General features: G+C 65.1%; 10 protein-coding genes. 3 read left to right on the top strand and 7 right to left on the bottom strand.

What is annotated here, in order from left to right; all coding sequences use genetic code 11:
* Window positions 1-254 precede the first annotated feature (254 nt).
* Window positions 255-416, bottom strand: a complete 162-nt coding sequence (locus AC628_RS21570) for a DUF1127 domain-containing protein (RefSeq protein WP_083633072.1) — start codon at window positions 414-416, stop codon at window positions 255-257.
* Window positions 417-671: 255 nt separating this feature from the next.
* On the opposite strand from AC628_RS21570, the gene AC628_RS21565 reads away from it, so the two are divergent.
* Window positions 672-2,015, top strand: a complete 1,344-nt coding sequence (locus AC628_RS21565; protein ID WP_074128761.1) for an aminotransferase-like domain-containing protein — start codon at window positions 672-674, stop codon at window positions 2,013-2,015.
* 49 nt (window positions 2,016-2,064) lie between these two features.
* Here AC628_RS21565 and AC628_RS21560 read toward each other — a convergent pair whose 3' ends face one another.
* From AC628_RS21560 to AC628_RS21550, 3 genes are all read right to left on the bottom strand, one after another.
* Window positions 2,065-2,421, bottom strand: coding sequence for a hypothetical protein (locus AC628_RS21560; RefSeq protein WP_143201728.1), 357 nt, complete (start codon window positions 2,419-2,421; stop codon window positions 2,065-2,067).
* A 98-nt stretch (window positions 2,422-2,519) separates the two neighbouring features.
* Window positions 2,520-3,113: a YdcF family protein gene (locus AC628_RS21555; protein WP_074128759.1), complete on the bottom strand. Its 594-nt coding sequence runs from the start codon at window positions 3,111-3,113 to the stop codon at window positions 2,520-2,522.
* Window positions 3,114-3,178: 65 nt separating this feature from the next.
* A complete protein-coding gene (locus tag AC628_RS21550) occupies window positions 3,179-3,799 on the bottom strand; it encodes a hypothetical protein (RefSeq protein ID WP_074128758.1) in 621 nt (206 codons plus the stop codon).
* 83 nt (window positions 3,800-3,882) lie between these two features.
* Between AC628_RS21550 and AC628_RS21545 the strand changes: the two genes are divergently transcribed.
* Window positions 3,883-4,317, top strand: coding sequence for a hypothetical protein (locus AC628_RS21545; protein ID WP_050424130.1), 435 nt, complete (start codon window positions 3,883-3,885; stop codon window positions 4,315-4,317).
* Window positions 4,318-4,424: 107 nt separating this feature from the next.
* Here AC628_RS21545 and AC628_RS21540 read toward each other — a convergent pair whose 3' ends face one another.
* On the bottom strand, window positions 4,425-5,357 hold the full coding sequence (locus AC628_RS21540; protein ID WP_074128757.1) for a LysR substrate-binding domain-containing protein: 933 nt from the start codon (window positions 5,355-5,357) through the stop codon (window positions 4,425-4,427).
* Between the two features lie 107 nt (window positions 5,358-5,464).
* On the opposite strand from AC628_RS21540, the gene AC628_RS21535 reads away from it, so the two are divergent.
* The gene (locus tag AC628_RS21535) at window positions 5,465-6,907 is read left to right on the top strand and encodes an MFS transporter (protein WP_168193420.1); all 1,443 of its coding nucleotides are present in this window, start codon (window positions 5,465-5,467) and stop codon (window positions 6,905-6,907) included.
* A gap of 39 nt (window positions 6,908-6,946) precedes the next feature.
* Here AC628_RS21535 and AC628_RS21530 read toward each other — a convergent pair whose 3' ends face one another.
* The gene (locus tag AC628_RS21530) at window positions 6,947-9,349 is read right to left on the bottom strand and encodes an EAL domain-containing protein (RefSeq protein ID WP_074128755.1); all 2,403 of its coding nucleotides are present in this window, start codon (window positions 9,347-9,349) and stop codon (window positions 6,947-6,949) included.
* 195 nt (window positions 9,350-9,544) lie between these two features.
* The coding region (locus AC628_RS21525) for an MFS transporter (RefSeq protein ID WP_143201726.1) at window positions 9,545-10,479 on the bottom strand (935 nt) is incomplete at its 5' end.

The following is a 10,479-nucleotide window of genomic DNA, read 5'->3' as shown; positions in this document are numbered from 1 at the left end:
TTCCCTCGCCTCCGTCCGTTCCAGCAAATCTGAAAACCGCATCCGTCGTACACCCTCGTGAATGGATGCCGTGCCCATCGCGCCCCCTTTGCTCCGGGGCACCAAAAACACGACACTTCACGAGCTACAAACAGGCGACAGATCACGAGCTACTGACACGTTCGACACGGCAACTTGACACGCCGGGCAAATCAGGGATATATTTCTAATATTCCGAAGTCGTCAAACGCCACCTCACCCGGCTCCCGCAAGGGTCAACGAATCCGCACCAGCTCCATATCGAGATCGCCGGTGACGGCGGTCTCGATATGGCAGCGCGAGATGCCGATGTCGCGCAGCGTCCGGTCATCGAGCTGGCGCAGCGTCTTGATCGCCTCGCGGCGCACCCAATAGGTCGCGAGTGCATCGCCCCACACGCGGAGCAATCGGAGCAATCCGCCCAACATACTGGACCGCACGGGCGCTGCGGCAACTGAGGATATCGTCGTCATTTCATCTCCATCGACGCCCAAACGGCAAAGCTATGCTGTTGATACAAATGCCGTTTCAGCATCTGCGCCGTCGTGACCTCGGATTGCTTGCGCGCTCCTCGGTGCAATCATGGGCTTGTTCCCTCTTAAATGATCCGGTACATTTCTCGGAGCAAGTAAAACATTGCTCTCGGTGCAATAATGTCGAGATTCGAATATCTGAAGCTGGCGGATGCGGTGGCCGCCGAGATCGCCAGCGGCGCGCTGAAGGCCGGCGACCGCCTGCCGCCGCAGCGCCATTTCGCCTATGACCGCAACATCGCCGTCTCGACCGCGAGCCGGGTCTACACCGAGCTGTTGCGGCGCGGGCTGGTGGTCGGCGAAGTCGGCCGCGGCACCTTCGTGTCGGGCGAGGCGCGCCGTGGCATCGCCGCTCCGACCGAGCCGCGCGGCGCCCGCATCGACCTCGAATTCAACTATCCCCTGCTGCCGCACCAGGCGACGATGATCGCCAAGAGCCTCGAAGGGCTGGAGCGGCCCGAGGTGCTCGAGGGTGCGCTGCGGCCGGCGACCAGTTTCGGCACGCGGGCGGCGCGGACGATCTCCTCGGAATTCCTGGCGCGCAAGAGCTGGGCGCCGAATCCCGACCAGATCGTGTTCACCGCCAACGGCCGGCAATGCATCGCCGCGGCGCTCGCCGCCGTCGTGCCATCAGGCGGTCGCTGCGGCGTCGAGGCGCTGACCTACCCGTTCGTGAAGGGCATTGCCGCGCGGCTAGGCATCACGCTGGTGCCGCTCGCGATGGACGAGCACGGCGTGCGCCCGGACGCGGTGCAGAAGGCGCACCGCGAGGCGCATCTGTCCGCAATCTACGTCCAGCCGACGATCCAGAACCCGCTCAGCATCACGATGCCGGCCGAGCGCCGCGCCGAGCTGTTGCGCGTGATCGAGAAGCTCGGCCTCGTCGTCATCGAGGACGGCGTCTATGGATTCCTCGACGACGAGGTGCCGCTGGCCGCGCTCGCGCCCGACAGCTGCATCGTGCTCGACAGCCTGTCGAAGAAGGTCGCGCCCGGCCTCGCGCTCGGCTTCATCGTCTCGCCGCCGCGGCTGCGCGAAAGCATCATGGCCGCGGTGCGCTCGGGCGGCTGGACGGCGTCGGGCTACGCCTTCGCCGCGGGGCAGCGCCTGATGGCCGACGGCACTGCCGCCGAACTGTCACGGCTGAAGCGAATCGACGCCGGCCGCCGCCAGCAGATCGCGGCGAAGCATCTGGCTAATTTCGAGATCCAGACCAACCCGAAATCCTATCACCTCTGGCTGACCCTGCCGCCGCATTGGCGCTCGCAGACCCTGGTTGCGGCCGCGGCGCGCCGCGACATCGCGCTGACGCCGTCGACGACCTTCGCCGCCACGCCGGGGCACGCGCCCAACGCGGTGCGGCTTGCGCTTGCCGCACCGCCGATGGAGCAACTCGACCTCGGCCTGCGGACACTGGCGGGAATGCTGAGCGCGACCGAGGAGGATTTTGACTCGACGGAGTGACACCGCTTTCATGTCGAGGTACTGGCCTTCGGAACGCAGCGCCGAGATATCAGAAACCGCAGGCAGCATACGTCTTTCTGACGAGACGGAAATGCGCGCCTTCGGCGACGAAGTCCACATCCAGGCACTGGTTGCCTCGGCGATACTCCCCGATCACGCCGCACTGCAGATATTCGAGGTTGATCCGCCAGCGCTTTTCTTGCGGCGAGTAGGTCGCGAAGTCGTGCTGCGCGACCGGCGTGCCCTTGCAGATTCCGGCAACATATTGCCGCACATCGAGGGGCAGGTTGTCGACGTGACTATGATCCAGCGGATCGTGTTTGTTGCCTACGCTGCCCTTCGAAAGAACCGGGGAGACGCTCACGAGCACGAGGTATAGAGCCATAAACGGGGTCCGGATTGTCATTTGACACTCCAGCTAAAAGCAAATCGGACGGCAATGTTACAGCGTGTTGCTTACAGCCCGCTTACAGTCCGGCCGGCGAGAACCTACAGATTCGCCCTTCAGGCAACCGGCCACTCGGCGATGAATCCCCTTGCCATATACGGCTCGATCTTGTCCCACTCGGTCAGGACGCGGCGGCGAAACTCGGGGACGGTGTGCCAAAGCGCACGCGGGACCGCAAAGCTATCCACCGTCACCAGCATCTTCTCGACCTCCGGCCAGTGCCGCTGCAGCGTCATGGGATAGCGCCGCGCGGTCCAGCTATTGCCGAGGCAGATCACGCTCCTGATATTGGCGAGCCCCAACGCCGCGTCGATCACCGGCAGCGAGAAGACCACGTTCTCGCCGGTGTTCTGCGCGCGATGCTCCTCGAGGATCCGCTCCGACGGCACGCCGCCCGCCACCATCGCGGCCTTGATGATCTCGCATTCCGAGCGGCCATCGCCCGGCGTGATGCCGCCGCTCACGATCGACCAGCGCGCAAAGCCGTCGCGCCAGAGCCGGACCGCCATGCCGACCCGCTCGGCAACATCGGCGCGGGTGCCGAACACGAACAGGAGATCGGCGGGCCTCAGCGGCGTCTCGATCAGGTGCCGGGCATCGATTGCGGCGATCTCGTCGCCGGACGGCATCCGCAAACTTCGATCGTCCATGCCCCTGCCCGTTCCGTTCGCGTCGCCACTCGCCGACGATGCCGCGCGCGAGGGCGCGCACGAAGTCACGTTTCATTGCGCTTGATTGCGATCCGGCTTGGCAACAACGCATCGGGCAACTGGTCGAAACTGTAGCGCCGCGGCCGGTTACGGGTGACGAAGCCGCCGACCTGCCAGGTGAACAGCGCGGCGAAGCCAAGCAGGAACAGCGCGCCCATCCAGTTGGATGTCATGAGCGCCATCACCAGCAATCCGAACATGGCAACCGCAAGCCACGCCAGCACTGCCAGCGCCGCGGTGTATGTCTTCGACCCGAGACCCCCGACCAGCCTCGCCGTGCTGCCGGCCGCCTGCATCCGGCGATGCAGCTCGACGATGAAGTCGCGATAGAGATGCCCCTGCGGCGCGACCAGCGTCGCGGTCTGCCAGGTGGTCGAGAGGATCGCGATCCGCCCGCCCTTGGCATTGTCGATGTCGGCGCGAAACCGCTGCTGCTGCATCGAGACCGGGCGATAGGACAGCTTCACGGCGGAGATGTCGGTGTAATCCCAGACGCCCGAGCGGCCGGCGATCCGCCACGCCAGCCCGTCCCCGGTCAGCTCGAACTGGTGCGCCGAGCCGACCAACGAGGCCTTGTAGGCATAGCGCACGACGGCGCCCTCGCCTGCCTCCGGCCGCTCCTGCAACGTTGTTGGCAATCCGCCGTTCCACCTGCTCGAGCCCATCCGCGCGCTTGCGCGGAACAACCCGCCTATCCTACAAGCGAGCCATGCCCGAGACGACCTATTTTCCGCGTTACCTCATCCTCGGCGGCGCGATGATTTCAGGCGTGCTGCTGGCGCTTGCCGTGCACATGCTCGGCGCGCGCTATGGGCTCGACCTCGGCGGCCTGTGGCGCTCCGACAGCCACGAGTTCATGCCGGCCGGTGCGGCGATCGCCTGGTGGCTGATCGCGAGCGTCGGGTTTTCGGGCGGCTACTTCACCGCCAACCTGATGCACAGCGCGGTGGCCGGGCAGATCCCGCAGCGGATGCGGCAGTTCCTGATCGTCGTCGGCGTGCTGATGCTGGCCGGGGCCGGTCAGGCCGCGTCCGCGCCGAGCGCGGTGTCGACCATCTCCGCCGTGCTCGCCGGCCTCGCCGCTTTGTGCCTCGGCGCCGCGATGGCGTTTTGCGGCGCCTATTTTGCGCTGAGGAAGAACTAGCCCGCGAACCCATAAATCTGCCGGGCGGACAGCTTACCAGAGTCCGCTATGCACCAAGGCGGCCAAATTCTGCAGCACAGCTAAATGACGCGATGTGCCAAGACAGACTACGCAGCCGACATATTCTTCACGGTCGCCTCGGCTTGCTCAGCGAGCCAATTCACGAACAATTCGACGCTACGATCGCCGATCAAATGGGCCGGCCACTGCGCAACCTGAATTTTCGTGCACTCGACTATGGGGTAATTTGCGAGTGCGGACACGAGGCGTCCAGAAGAAACCGCATCCGCGACAAGAAGTGAGCGCCCAAGGGTCACGCCGGCTCCCTCGGCCGCAGCCGACATGCACATTCCTATGTCGTCCAGTGTCACGCTGCCAGCGGCGGCGCCCGATTTCGGCAACCCCAGGCGTCTGAACCAGGTAGGCCAACCCCAGTCGCCGGTCCCATTGTCGCCCTTGTGAATGAGCGGCAAAGCCAGCAGGCCGTCGGGGTCCTTCAAGGGACGCCGTCGGGGCAACAAGTGCGGCGCACAGACGGGAAAAATCCGCTCCCAAAACAACGGCAATTGAGTCGACGTCCGCCGTGCGTCTTCGATGGTGTTCCAGACAATTCGCACGTCGAGCGGCCGCTTTGAGCTTTCCCCAGTCTCCAATGGTTTGAGATCAACGTTGATAGACGGATGTCGCGACGTAAAGTCCGGCAGGCGGCGGACCAGCCACCACGTGGCTAGCGCCGAGCTTGCCCCGACACGTAACGTCGCGCGATTCGAGCGCCGCCGCACCTGGGCGTCCAGTGCACCAAGCGCGTCGAGTGCTGCTGCAAGCTCTTGCCTGAGCCGCGCGCCGGCAGGTGTTATCCCGATCCCGGGATTCTGCCGCTGCAGCAGGGCTACCCCGAAGTGGTCCTCCAGTTTTCGAATCTGATGGCTGACCGCACTCTGCGTGACGCCCAACTCGGCCGCGGCGCGGGTGAACGAGCCATGGCGGGTGACAGCGTCGAACGCGACGAGGGGCGCGAAAGGTGGCAAGCGGCGTGGCATCTCGATTTCCTCAAGCCATGATACAGATTCATGGGCTTTTGAGGAACCATCATTCGACCAAAGCCCGTCGCTCGGCCATCCATGCTCCATGGAGGCCGGAAGCGACCATGCTCGACAAACCTCGGCAGAACGATGATGAAACGCCGAGCGCCAGTTGGCCTGCCAATGGTGGCCATCGCGCCAATCTCATGTCCCAGGAAACGGCGACGCTGCTTGCAGCGTGCTTGAGCGGCTTTCTGTTTCAGGTCGACCTGACGGCTTTAGCGGCTGCTTTACCCGACATCGGCCGCGACCTCGGTGCCGCTTCCGCACGAGCGGCCTGGACCATCGACATCTACAGCCTTGCTTTGATCTTCTGTTTGCCAATCGCAGGCAGCCTTGCCGACAGATACGGACGCGTTCAGATGTTCACTTGGGGTGCAGGGCTGTTTGGCCTGGCGTCCCTGCTGTGCGCGTGCGCGAGCACGCTCGACGTTTTGCTGACATTCCGTGCATTGCAAGGTATCGCCGGTGCCTGCATCACCAGCACCTCGTCCGCCCTCCTGGCTGGTGCCTACGAGGGACCTCGGCGCGCGCGGGCGTTTGGGCTTTGGGGCACCATCGTCGGGGCCTCGATGGTCGCTGGCCCGCCGCTCGGATCGTTCCTGGCTGATACGATCGGGTGGCGTTGGATTTTTTGGATCAACTTGCCGCTTTGCGTAGTTTTGGTTTCTCTGGCGCAATGCAGAATCGGCAATGGCCTCGACCGGCAGCGCTCGAACGCCAAGGTAGACTGGCTCGGTGCCGGCCTTCTCGCGATAACGTCGGCGGCACTCGCGTTCATGTTGCTGGAAGCACCCGTGCTTGGCGGCATCGCGTCGGCGACGTTCCTGACAGGCCTCGCCGCTTCGGGGATTGCGCTCTTCTTGTTCGTTTGGGTGGAACACCGACACCCCAACCCCGCCTTCGATCCCAAGCTGTTCGGATCGCGACGGTTCATCGCAATGTGCCTCGTCCCGATAGCGGGATCGATCGGATTCTGGTCGCTTCTCGTCTACGTGCCGCAATTGGCGCGCGGACCATTGGGACTCAATCCGCTTGAGGCGGGCTGGCTCCTGGTCGCGCTCACATTGCCGATGATGGTGTTGCCCCGCTATGGAGCGGCTTTGACGACCCGCATCCCATCACGGTCATTCTTCTGCGGTGGTCTCGCGCTTATCGGCATGGCTGACCTGGCACTCGGTGCGATCTCCCGAGCAAACGGGGGGCCAGGAACGCTGGCAATGACGGTCATTGCGCTGCTCGTCAGCGGGTCAGGTTGTGCGGTGATCAACGCTCAGATCACTGCTGCCGCCTTGGCGGCGGTTCCAAGCGATCGTGCGGCGACCGCATCAGCCATTTGCGTCACTATGCGCCAAATCGGTTTCAGCTTCGGGATCGCACTTTTGGGCGCGGCCCTGCAGCGCAGTTCGAGTGGCGACTATCTCGCCGCGTTCGCCGTTGCGGGCGCATCGACCTTTGCTCTGACGGCCATCGTCTATTGGCTTATGGATGGGAAACAGACTGCATAGCAGCGAGTGATCGACAGCAGTAAGCGGACGCCGGTTCGATCACGCCACCGACCGTTCCGGCGCCCAGCGCAGCATCTTGGCGACGTCGGCCGCCGGCCGTGGCGGGCTGAACAGATAGCCCTGCGCCTGGGTGCAGCCTTCCTGACGCAGCAGGTCGAACTGGGTATCGGTCTCGACGCCCTCCGCCGTGGTGACGATGCCGAGGCTCTTGCCGAGACCGGTGACCGCGCGCACGATCGCCATCGAGTCCTCGCGCGTCGCGAGATCCGTCACGAACGAACGGTCGATCTTGATCTTGTCGAACGGGAAGCTGCGCAGATAGCTCAGCGAGGAATAGCCGGTGCCGAAATCGTCGAGCGAGATGCGGACGCCGAAACCGCGCAGCTCGTGCAGCACCGCGAGTGTCGCCTCGCTGTTCTGCAGCAGCACCGATTCGGTGATCTCGAGCTCGAGCCGATCCGGCGACAGGCCCGACGCATCCAGCGCCGCCCTCACCGACGACACCAGGTTCGGATTCTTGAACTGCACCGGAGACAGGTTGACGGCAACCGCGATGTCCGCAGGCCATCGCACAGCCTCCGCGCAAGCCTTGCGCAGCACGATCTCGCCGAGCGGAACGATCAGCCCGGTTTCCTCGGCGACAGGGATGAAATTGTTGGGCGCGATCAGCCCCCGCAGCGAATGATTCCAGCGCGCCAGCGCCTCGAAGGCGACCACCCGGTCGCCCTCGACATCGCGGATCGGCTGGTAATAGACCTCGAACTCGTCGCGTTCGAGGGCGAGCCGCAGGTCACGCTCCAGCAGCCGGCGCGCCTGCGCACGCGCATCCATCCCGGTCTCGAAGAACCGGTAGGTGCCGCGGCCGTCGGCCTTGGCGCGGTACAGTGCGAGATCGGCCTTCTGCAGCAGTTCGTCGGGATCCTTGCCGTCCTCCGGCGCGAGCGAAATGCCGATGCTGACGCCGATCACGAGCTGATGGCCTTCGATCTCGTAGGGCGCGGCGATCCGCTCGACCACGCAACTCGCCAGCGACGACACCACGGACGGTTCGCAATTGCTGCAGAACTGCACGATGGCGAATTCGTCACCGCCGAGCCGCGCCACGGTGTCGTGCTCGGTCACGCATTCGCCGAGCCGACGCGCGACCTCGCGCAGCAGCGCATCGCCGATCGGATGTCCGAGCGTGTCGTTGATCTCCTTGAAATGATCGAGATCGAGGCACAGCACCGCGAGCTGGTCGGAACGCTTGGCCAATCGCGAGGCCTTCTCGAGCTGCTCGCGGAACAGCGTGCGGTTCGGCAGGTTGGTCAGCGCGTCATGCCGCGCCATGTGTGAAATCTGTTCCTGGGCCTGCTGCCATTCGGTGATGTCCTCGAAGGTCGCGACCCAGCCGCCGCCCTTCATCGGCTGGTCGACGACACGGATCGCGCGCTCGTTGCGGCTGACGATCCGCGTCGCGCCGTTGCCGGCCTTTGCCTCGGCGACGAGCGCATTGCAGAACTCCTCGGGATCGCCGTCCCACTCGCCGATGGAATGCAGGTCCTGCAGGACGTCGATCAGCAAGCGCCCCTGCAACGGCACCCGACTGCGCCCCATGATCTCGCTGTAGCGCTCGTTGAACAGCATGATGCGGCCGTCGGCATCGAACATGCAGAGGCCCTGCGACATGTTCTCGAGCGCGGTGTCCAGCACCACCTTCTGCTTGTGAAGCTCGGTCTTGGCACGGCGATCGAGGATGGAGGCGATCAGCGACAGCCCGAGGATCGCGAAGGCGGCAACCGCGGTCATGAACGAGAGCACGCGCGGCGAGACCGTAAGCCCGTCGGGAACGATGGTCGGGTCCGGGACCAGCGTCACCGCGCCCATCCCGGTGAAATGATGCGAGACGATCGCAACCGTCAGAAGACCGGTCGCAGCCGCAGTGGCGCCAAGGCGTTCGCCGCGCGTGGCAACGACCAGCGCGAGCGCGCCGAACAGGCTTCCGAATGCGATCGAGGTGACGACGATGCCGGGTGACCAGACGATGCGCGCGGGCAATTCCAGCCCCAGCATGCCGGTGTAATGCATCGCCGCGACGCCGATGCCGACGATGGCGCCACCGGCGGCGACCGTCGGCCAGCGTTCGTTAAGCGTTGCGACCGCCAGTCCGACGGCCAGGATCGCAACCGCGAGCACCAGCGACAGCAGCGTGATCGGAATGTTGTATCCGGCCTCGATGCCGGGATCGTACGCCAGCATGGCGACGAAATGGGTGGCCCAGATACCGCAACCGCCGACGGCCGCATCGAGGCCGATCCAGATCTCGCGGGCGCGGCCCTGTGCGGCGCGGGCCCGGTGAAACAGGCTGATCGCGACCGCGCTGGCCAGCAGGCAGATCACCCCACCAAGGACGACCAACCGCCAGTCATGTTCCAAGGTGAGGCAGGTGAGTACGCGATACATATAGGCCCCCGTTATGGACCCATAAGAACAAGCGTATTCGTGTACGAACAGTAACGCACCGCAGCAAGGCTCCACGCATGGTGAAGAAGCCTTGAATGCACGGAGTACCGTCGGGGAAACCGCAGTCCTCTCAATTCCGTCTCATCGCAGCCTCAGCCTACCGGTCGGAGGCCGCCCGTCAGGAGCAAGCTTCACTCACCGCCGCGTTTGTGATGAGGCGCCGATCCAGACCAGCGCGGCGGCGGCCAGCAAGACGCCGGCGGAGATCACGAGGGCCGCATGCAGGCCGGCCATGAAGGCCGCGGACCGGCCGACCATCGAACCAAACAGCGCGACGCCGAGCACGCTGCCGGTCTGCCGGGTCGCATTCAGCACCCCGGCCGCGATCCCGGCATGCTGCGGCTCGGCACTGCCGAGCAGCGTCGAGGTCAAGGGCGGCACCAGGAGGCCAAGGCCGCCGCTGATCGCGACGAGTTGCAGGCAGATCGCGGTATACGTCGTGCCGGGACCGATCAACAGCATCGCCAGGCATCCGGCCGCCGAGAGCGCGGCGCCGAGCGCGATCGCCGATGACGCGCCGATTCGCTCCGCAACATGCGGCGCGATCAAATTGGCAGGCAGCACGGCGCCGAGCATCGGCACGAACGCAAGGCCGGTTGCGAACGCGGATAGTCCGTTGACCTGCTGGAAGTACAGGCTGAGCACGAAGATCAGCCCGTAGAACGCGACGTTGACCAGCAGGCCGACCATCGAGGTCAGCGCGAACATCCGGTGGCTGAACAGCGAGAGCGGCAGCATCGGCTGCGCCGCGCGCGCCTCGCGCCAGACGAACAGCACGGAGAAGACGGCGGCCAGCGCGAAGCCTGCGATCACGAACGGGCTGTCCCAGCCAAGCGCACCACCTTCGATCAGCGCGCCGGCCAGCGTGCCGAGCGCGGCGATCGCCGCAATTTGCCCCGGCAGATCGAGCCGGTGCTGCTGATGGCGGGTGGTTTCGTCGGCAAAACGCCAGGCGAGCCATAGCCCGGCGAGGCCGATCGGCAGATTGACCAGGAAGATCGCGCGCCAGCCGACCAGCGTGATCAGCGCGCCGCCGACGAACGGGCCGGCGGTCAAAGCAAGGCTGGCGC

Source organism: Bradyrhizobium sp. NAS96.2, assembly GCF_001908235.1.
GTDB lineage: Bacteria > Pseudomonadota > Alphaproteobacteria > Rhizobiales > Xanthobacteraceae > Bradyrhizobium.
Note: the sequence above shows the minus strand (reverse complement) of the source record. Positions and strands in the feature narration are given on the sequence as shown.

Bases quoted from the DNA above. Each gene is read 5' to 3' on its own strand.
- AC628_RS21565 (WP_074128761.1), top strand. From the start codon at position 672: ATGTCGAGATTCGAATATCTGAAGCTGGCGGATGCGGTGGCCGCCGAG.
- AC628_RS21560 (WP_143201728.1), bottom strand. From the start codon at position 2,421: ATGACAATCCGGACCCCGTTTATGGCTCTATACCTCGTGCTCGTGAGC.
- AC628_RS21555 (WP_074128759.1), bottom strand. From the start codon at position 3,113: ATGGACGATCGAAGTTTGCGGATGCCGTCCGGCGACGAGATCGCCGCA.
- AC628_RS21545 (WP_050424130.1), top strand. From the start codon at position 3,883: ATGCCCGAGACGACCTATTTTCCGCGTTACCTCATCCTCGGCGGCGCG.
- AC628_RS21540 (WP_074128757.1), bottom strand. From the start codon at position 5,357: ATGCCACGCCGCTTGCCACCTTTCGCGCCCCTCGTCGCGTTCGACGCT.
- AC628_RS21535 (WP_168193420.1), top strand. From the start codon at position 5,465: ATGCTCGACAAACCTCGGCAGAACGATGATGAAACGCCGAGCGCCAGT.
- AC628_RS21530 (WP_074128755.1), bottom strand. From the start codon at position 9,349: ATGTATCGCGTACTCACCTGCCTCACCTTGGAACATGACTGGCGGTTG.